This window comes from Bradyrhizobium sp. USDA 4501, assembly GCF_054062115.1.
This window is the reverse complement of the sequence record NZ_JBSSEX010000001.1, coordinates 8,027,943-8,044,552: the sequence shown is the minus strand read 5'-3', so window position 1 is coordinate 8,044,552 and position 16,610 is coordinate 8,027,943. Positions and strand designations below refer to the sequence as shown.

Annotated in this window: 19 protein-coding genes, 1 tRNA gene and 1 pseudogene; 7 read left to right on the top strand and 14 right to left on the bottom strand. The window is 65.0% G+C overall.

What is annotated here, in order from left to right; all coding sequences use genetic code 11:
• Positions 1-390 precede the first annotated feature (390 nt).
• Together rplL and rplJ are read right to left on the bottom strand one after the other, a co-directional pair.
• Complete coding sequence (gene rplL / locus ACVWZM_RS37270; protein WP_028335453.1) at positions 391-771, bottom strand: 50S ribosomal protein L7/L12; 381 nt, start codon at positions 769-771, stop codon at positions 391-393.
• Positions 772-823: 52 nt separating this feature from the next.
• Positions 824-1,342 (bottom strand): 50S ribosomal protein L10, encoded by a 519-nt coding sequence (gene rplJ / locus ACVWZM_RS37265; RefSeq protein ID WP_028335452.1) that lies wholly within the window; start codon positions 1,340-1,342, stop codon positions 824-826.
• Positions 1,343-1,927: 585 nt separating this feature from the next.
• Here rplJ and ACVWZM_RS37260 point away from each other — a divergent pair.
• From ACVWZM_RS37260 to sigJ, 3 genes are read left to right on the top strand one after another with little or no spacing between them, the layout of a single operon-like run.
• A complete protein-coding gene (locus ACVWZM_RS37260) occupies positions 1,928-2,338 on the top strand; it encodes a hypothetical protein (RefSeq protein ID WP_456855846.1) in 411 nt (136 codons plus the stop codon).
• Complete coding sequence (locus tag ACVWZM_RS37255) at positions 2,331-2,876, top strand: hypothetical protein (protein WP_456855845.1); 546 nt, start codon at positions 2,331-2,333, stop codon at positions 2,874-2,876. The genes ACVWZM_RS37260 and ACVWZM_RS37255 overlap by 8 nt, the downstream gene beginning before the upstream one ends.
• The gene (sigJ, locus tag ACVWZM_RS37250; protein WP_141342195.1) at positions 2,854-3,738 is read left to right on the top strand and encodes an RNA polymerase sigma factor SigJ; all 885 of its coding nucleotides are present in this window, start codon (positions 2,854-2,856) and stop codon (positions 3,736-3,738) included. The genes ACVWZM_RS37255 and sigJ overlap by 23 nt, the downstream gene beginning before the upstream one ends.
• A gap of 8 nt (positions 3,739-3,746) precedes the next feature.
• Here sigJ and ACVWZM_RS37245 read toward each other — a convergent pair whose 3' ends face one another.
• The 7 genes from ACVWZM_RS37245 to ACVWZM_RS37215 form a co-directional block, all read right to left on the bottom strand.
• Positions 3,747-4,703, bottom strand: a complete 957-nt coding sequence (locus ACVWZM_RS37245; protein WP_456855844.1) for a 2-hydroxyacid dehydrogenase — start codon at positions 4,701-4,703, stop codon at positions 3,747-3,749.
• Between the two features lie 154 nt (positions 4,704-4,857).
• A complete protein-coding gene (gene rplA / locus ACVWZM_RS37240) occupies positions 4,858-5,550 on the bottom strand; it encodes a 50S ribosomal protein L1 (protein ID WP_018272150.1) in 693 nt (230 codons plus the stop codon).
• A gap of 6 nt (positions 5,551-5,556) precedes the next feature.
• On the bottom strand, positions 5,557-5,985 hold the full coding sequence (rplK, locus tag ACVWZM_RS37235) for a 50S ribosomal protein L11 (protein WP_016840552.1): 429 nt from the start codon (positions 5,983-5,985) through the stop codon (positions 5,557-5,559).
• A 130-nt stretch (positions 5,986-6,115) separates the two neighbouring features.
• Positions 6,116-6,649 (bottom strand): transcription termination/antitermination protein NusG, encoded by a 534-nt coding sequence (gene nusG / locus ACVWZM_RS37230; protein WP_021081670.1) that lies wholly within the window; start codon positions 6,647-6,649, stop codon positions 6,116-6,118.
• A 20-nt stretch (positions 6,650-6,669) separates the two neighbouring features.
• A complete protein-coding gene (gene secE / locus ACVWZM_RS37225; protein WP_028335448.1) occupies positions 6,670-6,861 on the bottom strand; it encodes a preprotein translocase subunit SecE in 192 nt (63 codons plus the stop codon).
• 336 nt (positions 6,862-7,197) lie between these two features.
• Positions 7,198-7,815, bottom strand: a complete 618-nt coding sequence (locus ACVWZM_RS37220; RefSeq protein ID WP_456855843.1) for a sensor histidine kinase — start codon at positions 7,813-7,815, stop codon at positions 7,198-7,200.
• Complete coding sequence (locus tag ACVWZM_RS37215; protein WP_456855842.1) at positions 7,793-8,170, bottom strand: hypothetical protein; 378 nt, start codon at positions 8,168-8,170, stop codon at positions 7,793-7,795. Before ACVWZM_RS37215 ends, ACVWZM_RS37220 begins: the two co-directional genes overlap by 23 nt.
• 43 nt (positions 8,171-8,213) lie before the next feature.
• Here ACVWZM_RS37215 and ACVWZM_RS37210 point away from each other — a divergent pair, with 43 nt between their 5' ends.
• Positions 8,214-8,561, top strand: coding sequence for a hypothetical protein (locus tag ACVWZM_RS37210; protein ID WP_456855841.1), 348 nt, complete (start codon positions 8,214-8,216; stop codon positions 8,559-8,561).
• Here the strand turns inward: ACVWZM_RS37210 and ACVWZM_RS37205 are convergent.
• A pseudogene (locus ACVWZM_RS37205) lies at positions 8,528-9,271 on the bottom strand (response regulator). The gene ACVWZM_RS37210 and the pseudogene ACVWZM_RS37205 sit on opposite strands and share 34 nt — an antisense overlap.
• 204 nt (positions 9,272-9,475) lie before the next feature.
• Here ACVWZM_RS37205 and ACVWZM_RS37200 point away from each other — a divergent pair.
• Positions 9,476-10,309, top strand: coding sequence for a DUF3313 domain-containing protein (locus ACVWZM_RS37200; RefSeq protein WP_253639622.1), 834 nt, complete (start codon positions 9,476-9,478; stop codon positions 10,307-10,309).
• Between the two features lie 5 nt (positions 10,310-10,314).
• Here the strand turns inward: ACVWZM_RS37200 and ACVWZM_RS37195 are convergent, their stop codons facing one another.
• Both ACVWZM_RS37195 and ACVWZM_RS37190 read right to left on the bottom strand, forming a co-directional pair.
• Entirely contained in the window at positions 10,315-11,928 is a 1,614-nt protein-coding gene (locus ACVWZM_RS37195; RefSeq protein ID WP_253639621.1) for an acyl-CoA synthetase, read from the bottom strand.
• Between the two features lie 59 nt (positions 11,929-11,987).
• A complete protein-coding gene (locus ACVWZM_RS37190) occupies positions 11,988-12,752 on the bottom strand; it encodes a FadR/GntR family transcriptional regulator (RefSeq protein ID WP_253639620.1) in 765 nt (254 codons plus the stop codon).
• Between the two features lie 231 nt (positions 12,753-12,983).
• On the opposite strand from ACVWZM_RS37190, the gene ACVWZM_RS37185 reads away from it, so the two are divergent.
• Positions 12,984-14,141 carry an ABC transporter substrate-binding protein gene (locus tag ACVWZM_RS37185; protein WP_456855840.1) on the top strand — a complete coding sequence of 386 codons (1,158 nt, stop codon included), beginning with the start codon at positions 12,984-12,986 and terminating at the stop codon, positions 14,139-14,141.
• A 64-nt stretch (positions 14,142-14,205) separates the two neighbouring features.
• On the opposite strand, the gene ACVWZM_RS37180 is transcribed toward ACVWZM_RS37185, so the two are convergent.
• Positions 14,206-14,281: transfer RNA gene (locus ACVWZM_RS37180), tRNA-Trp, on the bottom strand.
• A 169-nt stretch (positions 14,282-14,450) separates the two neighbouring features.
• Between ACVWZM_RS37180 and ACVWZM_RS37175 the strand changes: the two genes are divergently transcribed.
• Positions 14,451-15,674, top strand: a complete 1,224-nt coding sequence (locus ACVWZM_RS37175; RefSeq protein WP_253639619.1) for a serine hydrolase domain-containing protein — start codon at positions 14,451-14,453, stop codon at positions 15,672-15,674.
• A gap of 116 nt (positions 15,675-15,790) precedes the next feature.
• Here ACVWZM_RS37175 and ACVWZM_RS37170 read toward each other — a convergent pair whose 3' ends face one another.
• Positions 15,791-16,558, bottom strand: coding sequence for an SDR family NAD(P)-dependent oxidoreductase (locus ACVWZM_RS37170; protein ID WP_456855839.1), 768 nt, complete (start codon positions 16,556-16,558; stop codon positions 15,791-15,793).
• Positions 16,559-16,610: the final 52 nt, after the last annotated feature.

Below are 16,610 nucleotides of genomic sequence, written 5' to 3'. Positions count from 1 at the left end.
TGCCATCGGCCCCGGGTTGAATTTCGAATCGTCTCGAAGGAACGAAGCGCAAAGTCAGGAATTAAATCCCCGTCCCGGCCCCGACCACCTCCAAAACGCAAAACAACGCGCGGGGCGCATCACTGCACCCGCTCGTCCAAACGCTCCGCTTTACGGACTGAAAAAGCCCGAAATCTGACTGTCTCCCAACGGCTTCCGCCGAGGACCCTGCCGTCCCCGCCGCCTACCGTGTTTTTCCGCTGCCAACCCGATATGGGATGGCAATAAAGGAGATTCGAGGGTTAAGTCCACGGATCCCCACACTTTTTTGTGTCCGGCGCGCCACGCGACAACCTGTCGCACGCCGTTTGCATGGCCCGGGAGCGCCCTGCGGCGCTCCCGGATCGCGCATTACTTGAGCTCGACCTTGGCGCCAGCCTTCTCGAGCTGGGCCTTGATCTTGTCGGCTTCTTCCTTGTTGACGCCTTCCTTGACGGGCTTCGGAGCGCCTTCGACGAGGTCCTTGGCTTCCTTCAGGCCCAGGCCGGTGATGGCGCGGACTTCCTTGATGACTTCGATCTTCTTGTCGCCGGCCCCAGCCAGCACGACGGTGAAGTCGGTCTTCTCTTCAGCCGGAGCAGCGGCACCGCCACCACCAGCAGCCGGGCCGGCAACCGCAACGGCGGCAGCGGCGGACACGCCCCACTTTTCTTCGAGGAGCTTGGCGAGTTCGGCCGCTTCGAGCACGGTGAGGCTCGAGAGGTCGTCGACGATTTTCTGCAAGTCAGCCATTGTTCAGTTCCTTAAACGTTTGGTTCGAACCAGGTTTGAGATTAGCGAAGGGTCAGGCCGCTTCGCCCTTTGAGGCATGAGCCTGAATGACGCGTGCGAGCTTGGCCGCGGGCGCGTTGGAGAGCTGAGCAAGCTTGGTCGCCGGCGCCACGAGGAGGCCAACGATCTTGCCGCGCAGTTCGTCGAGCGACGGCAGTGAGGCAAGCGCCTTCACGCTGTCGACATTCAGGACGGTTTTACCCATCGAGCCGCCGAGGATGACGAACTTCTCGTTCGCCTTGGCGAATTCGATGGCAACCTTTGGCGCCGCAACCGGATCGTTCGAAGTAGCGATCACGGTCGGTCCCTTCAGCAGGGAGCCGATGGCAGCGACGTCAGTGCCTTCAAGAGCAATTTTGGCGAGACGGTTCTTCGAGACCTTCACCGACGCGCCCGCCTGCTTCATCTGCATGCGCAGCTTCTGCATCTGGGCCACGGTGAGGCCGGAATAGTGAGCAACGATCGCAACCGACGTGGTCTTGAAGACCTCGTTAAGTTGTTCGACCGACTCTTTTTTTGCCGCTCGTTCCACAGCAAGCTCTTTCCGGTTGGCGGCCTTTCCGCGAAGGCAGGACCGCCGGGTTGCACCCATCGTCCCGCCCTAAACCTGATCCTTGGGGCGCAAGACCCTTCGGACATGCCGGGCAAGACGACATCTAGAAGCCTGCCCTCCCAGAGCCTTGCGGCCATGGGCTGTCGAGGTTCGAACCAAACCAGCCTCCCGGCCGCGAACTGATCGCGACGTGGAGTGCAAAATCCGGTCTTCACCCGTCTATGCAGGCCATGCGATTAAGCCGTTGAAAACACGAAGTTCTCGCGGGCGCCTGCAGTCTTGGACAGGATCGAGGCACTTCAGCACGCTGAAGGCCCCTGCTCTCATTCCTCTGAAGGCGATGGGTCTCCTTCCTTTCGAGCATCCTTGCGGGCATGCGGAAAGGAATGATCTCCTATCATCACAGGTTTTCGGATTGCGAGCACGGACATGCCAGCAAGTGCCAGCACGCCCGGAAGGCGCTATGTAGCCCGTCCTGCCCTACTTGCCAAGAGCAAATTTCAGACCAGTTCGGCGATCTGCCCGGCCCAGCGAAAAATTTCTTCCCCGAGGCGTCACGCTCCAATGCCGTCGCTCGTCTGGGCGCTGGAGGCTCGCATGAAACGATGGATTGCAGGAATTCTCGCCCTCTTCAACCTCGCCAATGGGCTGGTGATGCTGTCGGCCGGTTCCCTCTGGTGGTCGCTCGTGCCCCGCGCCGCCGATACCGGTCCGTTCAACCCTCATTTGGTCCAGGACGTCGGCATTGCCTTCATCGCGGCCGGGCTCGGCCTGGCGGCGCGAGCCTTGTGGCCGGCCTGGTGGCCGGCAGCGGTCGCGGGCGCCGCGTTCCTGGCCGGCCACGGCCTGCTGCATCTCGTGATGATCGCCGGCGGCCACGACCACCATGCCGCATCCGATCTGGTGGCGGTCGTCCTGCCGGCGGCGCTCGCCCTCTATTCCGCCCTGCCAAATCAAGGAGAACGACATGCGTAGCTTCATCGCGCGCCGCATGCTGCGCGCCTATTCCAGGCGCTACGGCTACGACACCACCTATCTCGAGATCATGCTGAAGGAATCGCCCGCCGCGTTCTTCAAATTCGCCGGCGCGATGAAGGCCGCCGCCTACCGCGCGGTCGCGCCGGTTGAGGCCTTCTATGCCGCCAAGCTGACCGGCGCGCTGGCGGAAGATTGCGGTCCCTGTGCGCAACTGGTCGTGGACATGGCGATCGGAGCGGGAATGGCGGAACAGCAGGTCACCGCCGTGCTCCGTCGTGACGTTGCCGCCATGACCGCCGACACCGCGCTCGGCTTCCACTTCGCCGACGCCATCGTGCAGCGCTCGACCGACGATGACGCCTGCCGCGACGCCGTTCGCGCGCGCTGGGGCGAAAAAGGCGTGATCGAGCTCGCCATGGCCCTACAAATCGGCCGGATATTCCCCATGATGAAGCTGGCGCTGGGATATGCCAGGGAGTGTCGCCGCGTGACCGTGGCCGGCCATCAGATCGATGTCATCAAGCAGGCTGCCTGAGCGCGACCCGCTGGCGCCGTATCGGGCGCGGCTGACCGGGCTTGCCTATCGCATGCTCGGTAGCCGCGGCGATGCCGACGATGTGGTCCAGGACGCCTGGCTGCGGTTCGCCGCGGTCGACGACGTTCGCAATCCCGAGGCGTTCCTCGTCACGGTGGTGACCCGGCTTTGTCTTGACCGGCTGAAGAGCGCCCGCGCCCAGCGCGAGGTCTATGTCGGTGCCTGGTTGCCCGAGCCGGTGTTCGACGAGGCGCTGTCGGCCGAGGCGGCGACCGAACTCGCCGACGATCTCTCCTTCGCGCTGATGCTGGCGCTCGACGCCCTGACGCCGCTCGAGCGCGCCGCGTTCCTGCTGCACGACGTGTTCGACCGGCCGTTCGCGGAAGTCGCCCGCACCCTCGAGCGCAGCGAGGCGGCCTGCCGGCAGCTCGCCGCGCGCGCCCGCCGATCGGTCCGCGACAACCGCCCTGTTCCCGCCGAGCCGCCCGAAGGCCACGCACGGCTGCTGACGGCATTCTGCAAGGCCGCGGCCAGCGGCGACGTCTCCGCCCTCGCCAACCTGCTGCGCGAGGATGCCATCGCGATCACCGACGGCGGCGGCCGCAAGCTGGCGGCGCTGAAGCCGATCAAGGGGGCAGAGAAGATCGTCCGCTTCATCATCGGTATCGCCGGCAAGAACGCCGGCAGCGAGGTTCGCGTCGAACCGATGATGGTCAATGGCAGCGCGGGCGCGCTGATCTTCCTCGATGGCGAAGTCGACCACACACTGAGCATGGCGATCGACGGCGAGACCGGCCGGATCGCGGCGATCTACATCGTCCGCAACCCGGACAAGCTGCGCCACGCGCCGCGCCGGAGCTGAAGCTCCGGTCAGGCCGCCGTCGCCACCGGATAGGCGAGCGGCTTGCCGGCAAAGAACGCATCGAGATTGGCCAGCACGCAATCCTGCATGGCGACGTGCGATTCCAGCGTGTGGCCGCCGAGATGCGGCGACAGCACCACGTTCGGCAACGCCGTCAGCGCATCGGGCGCATGCGGCTCCCTCGCGAACACGTCGAGGCCGGCACCGGCGATCACGCCGTCGGTCAACGCTGCGACCAGCGCCTTCTCGTCGATGACCGAGCCGCGCGCGATGTTGACGACGAACCCGTCGCTGCCGAGCCGGCGCAGGATGTCGGCATTGACCGCATGCTCGGTCTCGGCGCCGGCGCGGACGGCCACCAGCAGCACGCTGCACCAATCGGCGAGCGCTTCCAGCGTCGGAAAGGATTGATAGGGCACGTCGTGCTTCGAGCGGCTGAAATAGCCGACCTCGGTCTCGAAGGCCGCGACGCGGGCGGCGATCTTGCGGCCGATCTCGCCCATGCCGTAGACGCCGACCTTGCGGCCGCGCATGCCGGCCTGCGGCCGCATCATCGGCGACGGCTTTGCACCGGCCCAGTCGCCGCTCCGCACGTAATTGTCAGCCACCAGCAACCGCCGCACCGACGCCAGCATCAAGGTCACCGCCGTGTCGGCGACGGAGGCCGCATTGGCCCCCGGGCTGTGGCCGACCGCGATGCCGCGCCTGGCGGCAGCGGCGAGATCGACGCCGTCATAGCCGGTGCCGTAGCAGACGATCGCGCCGAGCTTCGGCAGCATGTCGATGGCCTCCGCGCCGAGCGCGGTGCCGCCCGCGGTGATCATGGCGCGGATATCGGCGAGCTCGGCCGCCGGGAACGCTTCGTCCAATCGTTTGCCCGCCGCATTCAGCAGCTCATAGCGCTCGCCGAAGCGGATCAGCTGGGCCTTGGGAAAGCGTGAATAGACCAGGACCTTATCGGGCATTGTTGTTCTTTCTTGCGAGAGGCTTCAGATCTTGTCTTGGCGCGTTTTTTTCACGCGAACCGGTAGCCACTTCGCTCGAAAACGCTTTGGCAAAACAAAGGGCGGAACCGGTTGCCCGGTCCCGCCCCTCTTTATCTCGTCACGGCCAGAGACCTCAGCCGAGGATCGTGCCCGGCTCGACCTTCACGCCCGGGCCCATGGTGGAGGAAACCGCCACGCGCTGGATGTAGGTGCCCTTGGAACCCGCCGGCTTCGCCTTGGAGACCGCGTCCGCAAGCGCCTTGACGTTCTCGACCAGCTTGTCCTCGGAGAACGAGGCCTTGCCGATGCCGGCCTGCACGATGCCGGCCTTCTCGACGCGGAACTCGACCGAGCCGCCCTTGGCGCCCTTCACGGCGTTGGTGACGTCCATGGTCACGGTGCCGATCTTCGGGTTCGGCATCATGCCGCGCGGACCGAGCACCTTACCGAGGCGGCCGACCAGGGGCATCATGTCGGGCGTGGCGATACAACGATCGAAATCGATCGCGCCGCCCTGCACCTTCTCGACCAGGTCTTCCGCACCGACGACGTCAGCACCGGCGGCCTTGGCTTCCTCAGCCTTGGCGCCGCGCGCGAACACGCCGACACGAAGCGTACGGCCGGTTCCGTTCGGCAGGTTGACGACGCCGCGGACCATCTGGTCGGCGTGGCGCGGGTCGACGCCGAGATTGATCGCGATCTCGATCGTCTCGTCGAACTTCGACTTGGCGCGCTCCTTGACCATCTTGATGGCATCCGCGAGCGGATAGAGCTTCTCGCGATCGACGCCCTCGCGGGCCTTCTTCAAACGCTTTCCGATTGACATGGCCCGTTACCCCGCAACTTCCAGACCCATCGAACGGGCAGAGCCCTCGACCATCTTCATGGCCGATTCGATGGTGTCGCAATTCAAGTCCTTCATCTTCTTCTCGGCGATCTCGCGCACTTGCGCCTTGGTCACCTGGCCGGCCTTGTCACGGCCCGGCGCCTTCGATCCGGACTGGATCTTGGCGGCCTGCTTGAGGAAGTAGGACATCGGAGGGGTCTTCATCTCGAAGGTGAAGGACCGGTCCGCATAGATGGTGATGATCACCGGGATCGGGGTGTTCTTCTCTTCCTTCTGGGTCTGCGCGTTGAACGCCTTGCAGAACTCCATGATGTTGAGACCGCGCTGACCAAGCGCGGGGCCGATCGGGGGCGAAGGATTCGCCGCACCGGCCGGGACCTGAAGCTTCAGGTATCCGGTCACTTTCTTTGCCATTTATCACTCCTGTTGTGCCGGACGTGCCGGCGGTTTCAGGTTCCGTGGTTCGGTTGAAGGGGCTGGCGACCGCCTCCTCCCTCCCACGGCCTCTCGACTTGACGCGAGGCAGATACCCCGCGCCGTCCGGTCAGACCACCTTTTCGACCTGACCGAATTCCAGTTCCACGGGCGTCGCGCGGCCGAAGATCGACACCGCGACCTTGACGCGCGAGCGCGCCTCGTCGATTTCTTCCACCACGCCGGAGAACGAAGCGAACGGGCCGTCGGCCACGCGTACGTTCTCCCCGATCTCGAACGACACCGACGCCTTCGGACGCTCCACGCCCTCCTGCACCTGGTGCAGGATCCGCATCGCCTCCGCTTCCGAGATCGGCATCGGCTTGTTTTCCGCGCCGAGGAAGCCGGTCACCTTCGGGGTGTTCTTGATCAGATGGAACGCCTCGTCGGTCAGCTTCATCTTCACCAGTACATAGCCCGGGAAGAACTTGCGCTCGGCGTCGATCTTGCGGCCGCGGCGCACCTCTGTGACCTTCTCGGTCGGCACTAGAATCTGCTCGAACAGTTCTTCCAGCCCACGCTGCTTGGCCTGCTCGCGGATCGATTCCTGAACCTTCTTCTCGAAGTTCGAATAGGCGTGGACGATGTACCAGCGCTTGTCCATCAATTGAGTTCCCATGCTCATCAGTGGATGCCCAGTATCAGGGTAATCAGATAGCGGATGATCTGATCTGCGGCGAAGAAGAAGACTGAGGCCAGCGCCACCATCACGAACACCATGATGGTGGTGATGGTCGTCTCGCGGCGCGTCGGCCAGGTGACCTTGGCGGTCTCCGAGCGCACTTCCTGCAGGAATTTGAACGGGCTGAAAGCCATCGTGAGATCCGCGTCCGTCTCCGGACGATTGCAACGTTTCAAGGAATCCGAACAGCCGACCTTGCGGACCCAGCCCTCGTTTGGAAGGTTGAGCCGATAAACGAGCTCGAATGTTCGGGGAATTAGGCCGCGCCGGATATCCGCCATCAAAGCGGGCCGGCTGCGAGTGGCGAGTATCTACTGCGAGACCGGCCAAACGTCAAGGTCGGCGGGGTCGGGTCCGGCTCCCGCCCGGTTCGGGCAAATCGGGCATTGGTCTCTCCAAATCAAGGGCTTAGCCGGCGCCCTGCGATCCCCTGGCGTCCTGGCGGGATCAGCGTCGTTCGTCTCGCCCCTCTAGGCCAGGCCGGGTTTTGGCGGCAGCAGCATCGATACGAGCAGTCCGCTCGGCTCCCGCAGGCTCAACGCGATGCTGCCGCCATGGCGCTTGGCGATATCCTGCGCGATCGATAGTCCCAGCCCGAAGCCCCCCTCCTGCCGGGCGCTGTCGGCCTTGAAGAAGGGCTCGAACACCTTGTCGTGCAGCGCAGGTGGGATGCCCGGACCGTCATCCGCCACCTCGATCTCGATGTGGCCAGCCTCCATGGGGCGAAGCGTCACCGCGACCTTGCTGCCGTGCTTGACCGCATTCTCCACGATTTTGGTGGCGGCGCGCGACAGCGCGCGGGGCCGGCAGGCATAAGGCAGACGCGCCGGCCCGGCATAGGATACCGCGTGGCCCATGTCGGCGAAGTCCGAACAGATGGTCTGCAGGAAGCTCGGCAGGTCGATGAACGACGCCGCCTCCGAGCGGGCATCCTCGCGCAGATACTCCAGGGTCTCGTTGATCATGCGCGTCATCTTGGCGATATCGCCCAGCATCGCCGGGCGCAGGGTGTCGTCGCCGACGCGCTCGGTGCGCAGCCTGAGCCGGGTCAGCGGCGTCCGCAGGTCATGACTGATGGCGGCGAGCATGCGGGTGCGGTCGTCGAGCAGCGCTGCGATACGTGTGCGCATGTCGTTCAGCGCGTCGGCGACCGGCGATCTCGAGCGGACCGCGCCGGCGCAACACCTCGGGAGCCCGCGGCGAGCGGCCGAACGAGGTCGCGGCACGCGCGACATCGGCCAGCGGCGCGATCACCCAACGCACCGCATAGACCGACAGCAGCAGCATCGAGATCAGCACGATGATCGTGCCCCCGGCCAGCGGGCGGAGCAAAGTGGACCAAAGGCCGCCTTTGACCGCAACGTCGGCCATCAGCGCGTGGCCATCGTCGAGTCTCACGATCACCTGTGACGACGAGCCTGCGGGATGGCGCAGATCCTCCATCAATTCAATTCGGGGCTCGGCAGCCACTTGCCGGAACGCTCGCATGGAAAACGACCGCGTCTCTGCGGCTGTTCGAGGCACCAGTTCGCCCAAGGCGACGCGCCTGACGTCGAGACCGCCGCGCCTGGCTGCGGCCGGCAGTTCATCCGCGTCTGCCGGCGTCTTCGTGGAACGCACAAGCTGCGTGATCTCCGCGACCCGCCCGGCAAGAAACTTCTGCGTGTCGGTGATCGAGGGAGAATCGAATGAAAATGATGGTCACCGCCGCGAGCGTGATGCCGATCAGTTCCGAGAGCGCGAAGAGGCTCATGAGTTGCGCAGCGACGCTGCGCGGCATCAGCCGCTGCGCCCATCCCATCATATCTGCTCGACCGCAGGCGTGAAGAGGTAGCCGCCGAGCCGCACCGTCTTGATCATCGAGCGGTCCTTCGGATCCGGTTCGATCTTCTGCCTGATGCGGCTGATATGAACGTCGACGCTGCGCTCGACTGAGGCGATCAGGCCGCCGAAGGCCTGCTCGATCAATTGCTCGCGTGACAGCACCTGCCCAGGATGCGGCAGAACGCCAGCAGCAGATCGAACTCGGCGCCGGTCAGCGTGATCCGGACGCCCGCGGGGTCATGCAGCTCACGGGTGGTGGGGTTGGTGCGCCATCCGGCAAAGGTCAGCGGACGCGGCCGTGACCGCGACGTGGCGCCGCTCTCGACGCGGCGCAGCAGCGCCCGGATGCGGGCGACCAGTTCGCGCGAATTGAACGGCTTGGTGACGTAGTCATCGGCACCGAGCTCGAGGCCGAGGATGCGGTCGATGTCCTCGCCCCGCGCGGTGAGCATGATGATCGGAATCGAAGACGACATGCGCAGGCGCCGGCAGATGCTCAGCCCATCCTCGCCCGGCAGCATCACGTCGAGTACGACGAGATCAAAGCTCTCGCGCTTGCAGCGCATCCATCTCCACGGCCGAGCCGACCAGCACCGGTCGGAAGCCGTTGTCCTCAAGCACCTCGGCCAGCATGCGCGCGATATCGGCATCGTCCTCGACGCAGAGGATGCGTGCGTTGGTGACGGGGAAAGCCACGAGGTCGTATTCCAGGATTTGCATCACGGCATTTTAGAGGCCTCGGCCCCGGATGCGCAGTGCGCAAATATAGCGTTTTGTTAAGCCTGCACGGCCAAATGTGGCTCAAATAGGTCGCGCGGTTTCGCGAGCTACATCTGACTTAATATCTCTTAATCCCGACCCCGGCGGCCCTGCTCTATCGTGACCTTCGATCGTTCGTGGGATGAGCGGTCGTTCGAGGGGTACATGAGAATCGAATTTCTGCCGGGCGCTGCGGTTCTGGTGGCGTTGTTGTCGGGCTGTGCCAGCGCACCGATGACGCGGGGCGGGTCATTGGCATCCTACGACAATCTCACGCCGTCCGACGGAGTGCTGGCGAAATCGCTGGTTCGCGTCAACAAGGACGAGGTCCTCGCTGCGAAGACGGTGCGGATCGTCCCGACGACCTTCTCGCAGGCAGCGTCGCCGACGCTGTCCCAGGAGCAGCGGCACCTGGTGGCCAACGCGATCGATCGTTCGCTGTGCGTCGGCCTGAGCGAGCGCCTTCAGGTCGTTCGTCCCGATCAGCCTGCGGATTTGTCCGTGCACGCGCTTGTCACCCAGGCGGCGCCCACCGACGAGGTCGCGGCGGGCACTTCCAAGGTGGTCAGCTTCCTGCCGAGCGCGTTCGGCGCAGGCGTGCCGGTGCCGGTGCCGCGGTTGCCGGTCGGGCTTGGCAGCTTGACCGTCGAAGCCGAGGTGCGCGATCAGGTCAGCCGCCAGCAGGCGGCGATGATCTGGGCCCGCGGGGCGAATTCGTTCACCAACTCACCGATGGTCTCGAGCGCCGGTGACGCCTACGATCTCGCCCCTTCCTTCAGCGACGACTTCAGCAAGCTCGTCGTCACCGGCGCGACGCCATTCGGAAAGGCGCCGGAGCCGCCATCGTTCGACAAGATTGGCGCAACGTTCGGCGGCAAGCCGAAATACGCGGCCTGCGAGGCGTTCGGCCGCAGTCCCGGCCTGGTCGGAATGGCCGCCGGCAAGCTTGGCTTGCCGCCGGAATGGTCGGACAACGCGCCGGCGACAGCTGGCCAATAGACAGCCTAGCCGGCGAAGCTCTTCTGCACCGCCTGATCGAGCGTGGCGCCACCGACATAGCGCTGGCGCAGCTCGCGCTTGAGCAGCTTGCCGCTCGGATTCTTCGGCAAGGCATCCACGAAGATGACCTGCTTCGGCACCTTGAAATGGGCCATCGACGCCGCGCAATGCTTGATGACCGCCTCGGCCTCGAGGCTCGCGCCGGCCTTGACCACGACGATCGCGGTCACCGCCTCGATCCAGCGCGGATCTGGCAGCCCGACCACCGCGACCTCCGACACCGAAGGCAGCCGGTAGATCATCTCCTCGACCTCGCGGCTCGCGACATTCTCGCCGCCGCTCTTGATCATGTCCTTCACCCGATCGACGACGGTGACGTAGCCGTCGGCATCGACGGTCGCGAGGTCGCCGGAATGAAACCAGCCGCCGGCGAACGCGGCCGCGGTCTTGACCGGATCGTTGTAATAGCCGGACAACAGATGCGGCGAGCGGTGCACGATCTCGCCGACCTCCGCGACCTCGACGTCGGTCATATCGGGCCTGACCACCCGCGTCTCGACATTGATCGCGGGCTTGCCGGCCGAGCCCGCCTTCGGCAGCTGGTCCTCCGGCGAAAGCACGGTCGCGAGCGGCGCGATCTCGGTCTGGCCGTAGAAATTCCAGAACTTCACCTCGGGCAGCCGGCGCTGCAATTCGAGCAGCACCTCGACCGGCATGATCGAGGCGCCGTAATAGCCCTTGCGCAGGGTCGACAGGTCGGTGCGGTCGAACGCGCCCGAGCGCAGCATCGCGATCCAGATCGTCGGCGGCGCGAAGAACGAATTGATCTTGTGGGCCGCGATCAGCGCCAGGACATTGTCGGGCACCGGCTTGCCGGTAATGAGGCTGGTGGCGCCGAGATAGATCGCGGGCCCGAGGAAAACGTCGAGCTGCGCGCAGTGATAGAGCGGCAGCGCGTGCAGCACCGTGTCGTCGGTCACCATGCCGCCGTCGATGATGCAGCTGACATACTGCCACATGACGGCTTCGTGGGTGAGGATCGCGCCCTTCGGCAGCGACTCGGTGCCGCTGGTGTAGATGACCTGCGCGGGATCTCGGCTGTCCACCGATGCCTCCGGCGCCGACGCGTCGCCGTGCAACAGGCTGTCGAACGTCGTGATGCCGTTGGGCGCGGTGGCCGGATCCTCGCCGGGCAGCCAGACCAGGGTCTCGACCGCCGAGCCCTTGGCGGCCGCAGCGTGCGCCGTCTTCACGAAATCGGGGCCGACCGCGAGCAGCTTGGCGCCGGAATTGGCGAGGATGAAATTGATCTCGTCCGGATTGAGCATGAAGTTGATCGGCACCAGGATGGCGCCGATCCGGGCCACCGCAAAGCGTAGCGCGGCGAAGCCGTGCGAGTTGCGCGACAGCACCGCGACGCGATCGCCCTTCGCAACGCCGAGCGCGAGCAAGCCGCGGCCGAGCCGATTGCAGATCGCGTCCATCTCCGCAAAGCTCCAGCTCACCTCGCCGCAGATCAGCGCGGTCTTGCCGGGGTAGCGCTTCGCCGACCGGCGCAGCAGATCGCCGATGCTGTGCCCGCGGGCGCGCTGGATGGTTGCTGCGATGTCTCCGCTCATTTGTCCCTCCTGAATGTGCTTGTTGTCGTTGTTTTCGTCTTGTCTTGGCCGCGCCGTCGCTATTGCCGGGCGGCGTAAGCGTGTTCCATGTAGGTGTGCTCGACCGAGCGATCGAGCGAGGCGATCTTCTCGAAACCGCGCCGCCAGTCCTGCAGGTGCCGCCGCGTCCACAGCACGCCGGCCTCCTTGTCGCGCCGCTTGATCGCGTCGAGCAGATGATGGTGCGCCTCGACCAGCCGCGCGCCGCCCTCAGGCACGCCGCCCACGATCATCTCGGTGGTCGGAAAGAACAGTTGCGCGGCGGGCTCGCGCGCCAGCTGCAGCACGCGGTTCTGCGAGGCCTTGGCCATCAGCGCATGGAATTCCGCATCGAGCTCGGCAAGCGCAGCGGGATTGCCGACGACAGCTGCGCTGCGCTCGAGATTGCCGGCGAGCTCGGCGATGTTCTCCTCGGTCGCGCGCTCCACCGCGCCCTCGACGCTCGCGACCTCCAGCGTCATCGAGGTCTCGAACAATTCGCGGAACGTCACCTCGTGCAGAATCAGCGCGCGGGACAGTCGCGTCGCGAGCTTGTTGTAGCGCGGCAGGCAGGCCTGCAGCCGGCGGCTGGAATCGCGGCGGATCAGCCCGCCCTCCTCGAGCACGCGAATGCCCTCGCGCACCGTCGAGCGGTTGACGCCGAACTGCGCAACCAGCTGCTGCTCGGTGCCGATCGGCTCGCCCGGCTTGATCCGCCCGTTGATGATCTCGCGTTCGATCGCGTCGGCGACCTTCTGATAGGCCGGCGCGACATCGATACGCCGGAACAGCGGCGTGGTGGGCATCTTCAGCTCCCCCGGACCCCGATTGTCGTTTGTCGGACAAAAGATAGGCGAAGGCCCTTGGGGCGTCAAACGGGCAATATTCGGCCTGATTGTCGCACCCGAGCGGTCGGAATTGACACCGGAACCGGGCAAATCTAGCTTTGTCGGACAAACTGACAAGAACACCTCGGGGAGGCACACCATCATGAAATCCATCGTCAGAGTCTGTCCGCCGCCGGCCTGATCGCGGCTGTGCTGGCAGGGCCGGCGCTCGCCCAGCAGGCGCCGCTCAAGATCGGCGTGCTCACGGATTTCCAGTCGGTCTATTCGGACATCGGCGGCGCCGGCAATGTCGAGGCCACCAAGATGGCGATCGAGGAGTTCGGCGGGTCGATGTTCGGCAAGCCGATCGAGCTCGTCACCGCCGACGCCCTCAACAAGGCCGACGTCGCCGCCACCATCACCCGCAAATGGTACGAGGCCGAGAATGTCGACATGATCATCGACATGCCGACCTCGGCGACCGCGCTCGCCGGCATGGAGATGTCGAAGCAGTTCGAGAAGATCATGATCGTGACGGATGCGGCGAGCTCCGACATCACCGGCAAGTCCTGCTCGCCCTACACGCTGCACTGGACTTACGACACCTACGCCAACGCCCACACCGTCGGCAGCGCGATCGTGAAGAACGGCGGCGATACCTGGTTCTTCATCACCGCCGACTATCTGTTCGGCCATTCGATCGAACGCGACACCGGCGACGTGGTCCGCGCCGCCGGCGGCAAGGTGCTCGGCAGCGCGCGGCATCCGCTCAACACGCCGGACTTCTCGTCCTTTCTGCTGCAGGCGCAGGCCTCGAAGGCCAAGATCATCGGCATGGCCAATGGCGGCGCCGACACCATCAACACCATCAAGCAGGCCTCCGAATTCGGCATCGTCGCGGGCGGGCAGAACCTCGCCGGCATCGTGATGTTCATCTCGGATATCCACAGCCTCGGGCTCAAGCTCGCGCAGGGCCTGATCATCACCGAGGCCTACTACTGGGATCTCAACGACCGCACCCGCGCCTTCGGCAAGCGCTTCTTCGAGCGCATGAAGCGGATGCCGACGATGAACCAGGCCGCGACCTACAGCGCCACCCTGCACTACCTCAACGCGGTGAAGGCCGCCGGCACCAAGGAGACCAGGCCGGTGCTGGCCAAGATGCGCGCGACCCCGGTCCGCGACGCCTTCACTGACAACGGCGTGGTGCGCGAGGACGGCCGCATGGTGCACTCGATGTTCCTGTTCGAGGTCAAGAAGCCCGAGGAATCGAAGGCGCCGTGGGATTACTACAAGGTGCTCGCCGAAGTGCCCGGCGACCAGGCGTTCCGGCCGCTGAAGGACGGCGGCTGCCCGCTCATCAAGTAGGCGAACAGGATTATGGCCGGGGTCCGGGACCTCGGCCAAGGCATTCAAATGATTGGGAAAAGGCTGGCAGGAGTGGCAGGGCTCGAACCTGCGACCCCCGGTTTTGGAGACCGGTGCTCTACCAATTGAGCTACACTCCTGCAGGGAACCCGCGTCGCCGCCGGTTCGCGCCGTTTCAAGCACAGGGCATGGCCGGTTTGCAAGGGCGAAGCGGTGAAGCTTCTGTTCATTGCAAAACTTCTGCGCCAGACTTCGGCGATCACCCCGTGTCGGCACCTCGCCGCAAGAATCAAGAACCAGGGAGAGACCATGAACGCTCAAACCGCCACCAAGCACGCCGCCAGCCCGACCACCCCGTCCCTTCCCCTCGCCAAGCCCGAATCGATCGGGCTGTCGAGCGTGCGGCTGCAGGCGATGTCCGACACCTTCCGCCGCGAGGTCGACAAGGGAACCGTGCCCGGCGTGACGGTGCTGGTGGCGCGGCGCGGCCAGATCGGCTGGTTCGACGCGATCGGCCGGCAAAGCCCGACCGCCTCGGCGCCGATGGCGCATGACACGATCTTCCGCATCTTCTCGATGACCAAGCCGATCGTCTCGATCGGCATCATGCAGCTGCTGGAGGACGGCCACTTCCTGCTCAACGACCCCGTGGCGAGGTTCATCCCCGAATTCGCCGAGACCAAGGTCGGCGTCGAGAACAACGGCAAGCTCGAGCTGGTACCCGTGCAGCGGCAGATGACGATCCAGGACCTGCTTCGCCACACGTCTGGGCTTACTTATGACCACACCGGCAACGGCCCGGTGCAGCAGCTCTACCAGCAGTCGCGGCTGCGCAGCCGCAAGATCACCAATGCCGAGCACGCCACCATGCTCGCCGGCATGCCGCTGGTTTGCCAGCCCGGCGCCGAGTGGAACTACAGCCGCTCCACCGACATACTCGGCCGCATCATCGAGGTCGTCAGCGGCAAGACGCTCGGCGCGTACCTCACTGAGCACATCCTCTCGCCGCTGCAGATGACCGAGACCGCCTTCCACACCGGGGAAGCCAATGCCGGCCGCCTCGCCGAGGCCTTTGCCAACGATCCCTGGACCAACGACAAGGTGCAGCTGTTCAACATGCTGGAGAAGCCGGCGATGGAATCCGGCGGCGGCGGCCTGGTTTCGACCACGATGGATTATGCCCGCTTCGCGCAGATGCTGCTGAACGGCGGCTCGCTCGACGGTACCAGGATCATCGGCCGCAAGACGCTCGAATTCATGGCCTCCGATCACCTCGGCGGCGGCGTGAAGATCCAGGGCACGCTGGTGTCGCCCGGCCACAGTTTTGGCCTCGGCTTCGCCGTGCGCATGCAGCAGGGCATCGCGCCGTTCTCCGGCTCGGTCGGCCAGTACTTCTGGAGCGGCATGGCCGGCACGTTCTTCTGGATCGATCCGAGCGAAGACCTGATCGCGGTCTTCATGATGCAGGGCCCGGGCCAGCGCGAATATACCCGCTCGCTGGTGCGCAACGGGGTGTACGCGGCGGTGGAGTAGTCCGTCATTCCGGGGCGCGAACCTAAGATGCGCAATCGCGCATCGGGGAATCTCGCGCAACAACATCGAGATTCCGGGTTCAGCCCTGCGGGCTGCCCCGGAATGACGAGTGATGCTCAGCTGATCGTCGCGCCGCCGTCGATCACGATGGTCTGGCCGGTCATGAAGTCGCCGGCCCGCGAGCCCATCATCACGGCGGCGCCAGCGATCTCGTCCGGCACGCCGATCCGCAGCAGCGGCGAGCGCGCGGTCGAGGCCTTCAGATTGTCCGGATTGTCCCACAGCGCTTTCGCAAAGTCGGTCTTGATCAGGCCCGGCGCGATGCAGTTCACGCGGATATTGTGCTTGCCATATTCGCAGGCGAGGTTGCGCGCGAGCTGCATGTCGGCAGCCTTGGAGATCGCGTAGGCGCCGAGGATGGTCGAGCCCTTCAGGCCGCCGATCGAGGACACGATGATGATCGAGCCGTCCGTGCGCTCGATCATCTGCGGCACCACCATCGAGATCAGCCAGTTGTTGGCGACGATGTTGTTGTCGAGAATCTTGCGGAACTGATCGTCGGAGATGCCGGCGAGCGGACCGTAGTAAGGATTGGACGCCGCGTTGCAGACCAGCACGTCGATCTTGCCGAAGGCGCGGTTGCTCTCGTCGACCAGGTTCTGCAGGTTTTCCTTCGACGAGATGTTGGCCGCGATCGCAACCGCGGTGCCCTTGCCGTAGCTGTCGTTGATCTCCTTCGCCACCTGCTCGCAGACGTCAGCCTTGCGCGAGGAGATCACGACCTTGGCGCCGTGCTCGGCCATGCGCTCGGCGATCGCGCGTCCGATGCCGCGCGTCGAGCCGGTGATGACGGCGACTTTTCCCTTCATGTCGAACAAGGTCATGTTTCTCTCCCTGATGTTACGGTGTTTGAATTCTGCGGTGAGCTTAAGCAGC

What these genes read in the sequence shown, in the direction of transcription:
- ACVWZM_RS37195 (WP_253639621.1), bottom strand. Translation starts at nt 11,928, where the DNA reads ATGAGCGGAGACATCGCAGCAACCATCCAGCGCGCCCGCGGGCACAGC.
- ACVWZM_RS37260 (WP_456855846.1), top strand. Translation starts at nt 1,928, where the DNA reads ATGCCGTCGCTCGTCTGGGCGCTGGAGGCTCGCATGAAACGATGGATT.
- ACVWZM_RS37210 (WP_456855841.1), top strand. Translation starts at nt 8,214, where the DNA reads ATGGAAAACGACCGCGTCTCTGCGGCTGTTCGAGGCACCAGTTCGCCC.
- ACVWZM_RS37255 (WP_456855845.1), top strand. Translation starts at nt 2,331, where the DNA reads ATGCGTAGCTTCATCGCGCGCCGCATGCTGCGCGCCTATTCCAGGCGC.
- rplA (WP_018272150.1), bottom strand. Translation starts at nt 5,550, where the DNA reads ATGTCAATCGGAAAGCGTTTGAAGAAGGCCCGCGAGGGCGTCGATCGC.
- nusG (WP_021081670.1), bottom strand. Translation starts at nt 6,649, where the DNA reads ATGGACAAGCGCTGGTACATCGTCCACGCCTATTCGAACTTCGAGAAG.
- ACVWZM_RS37200 (WP_253639622.1), top strand. Translation starts at nt 9,476, where the DNA reads ATGAGAATCGAATTTCTGCCGGGCGCTGCGGTTCTGGTGGCGTTGTTG.
- ACVWZM_RS37170 (WP_456855839.1), bottom strand. Translation starts at nt 16,558, where the DNA reads ATGACCTTGTTCGACATGAAGGGAAAAGTCGCCGTCATCACCGGCTCG.
- ACVWZM_RS37175 (WP_253639619.1), top strand. Translation starts at nt 14,451, where the DNA reads ATGAACGCTCAAACCGCCACCAAGCACGCCGCCAGCCCGACCACCCCG.
- sigJ (WP_141342195.1), top strand. Translation starts at nt 2,854, where the DNA reads ATGTCATCAAGCAGGCTGCCTGAGCGCGACCCGCTGGCGCCGTATCGG.
- rplK (WP_016840552.1), bottom strand. Translation starts at nt 5,985, where the DNA reads ATGGCAAAGAAAGTGACCGGATACCTGAAGCTTCAGGTCCCGGCCGGT.
- ACVWZM_RS37245 (WP_456855844.1), bottom strand. Translation starts at nt 4,703, where the DNA reads ATGCCCGATAAGGTCCTGGTCTATTCACGCTTTCCCAAGGCCCAGCTG.
- secE (WP_028335448.1), bottom strand. Translation starts at nt 6,861, where the DNA reads ATGGCTTTCAGCCCGTTCAAATTCCTGCAGGAAGTGCGCTCGGAGACC.
- ACVWZM_RS37215 (WP_456855842.1), bottom strand. Translation starts at nt 8,170, where the DNA reads ATGGAGGATCTGCGCCATCCCGCAGGCTCGTCGTCACAGGTGATCGTG.
- ACVWZM_RS37190 (WP_253639620.1), bottom strand. Translation starts at nt 12,752, where the DNA reads ATGCCCACCACGCCGCTGTTCCGGCGTATCGATGTCGCGCCGGCCTAT.
- rplL (WP_028335453.1), bottom strand. Translation starts at nt 771, where the DNA reads ATGGCTGACTTGCAGAAAATCGTCGACGACCTCTCGAGCCTCACCGTG.
- ACVWZM_RS37220 (WP_456855843.1), bottom strand. Translation starts at nt 7,815, where the DNA reads ATGCTCGCCGCCATCAGTCATGACCTGCGGACGCCGCTGACCCGGCTC.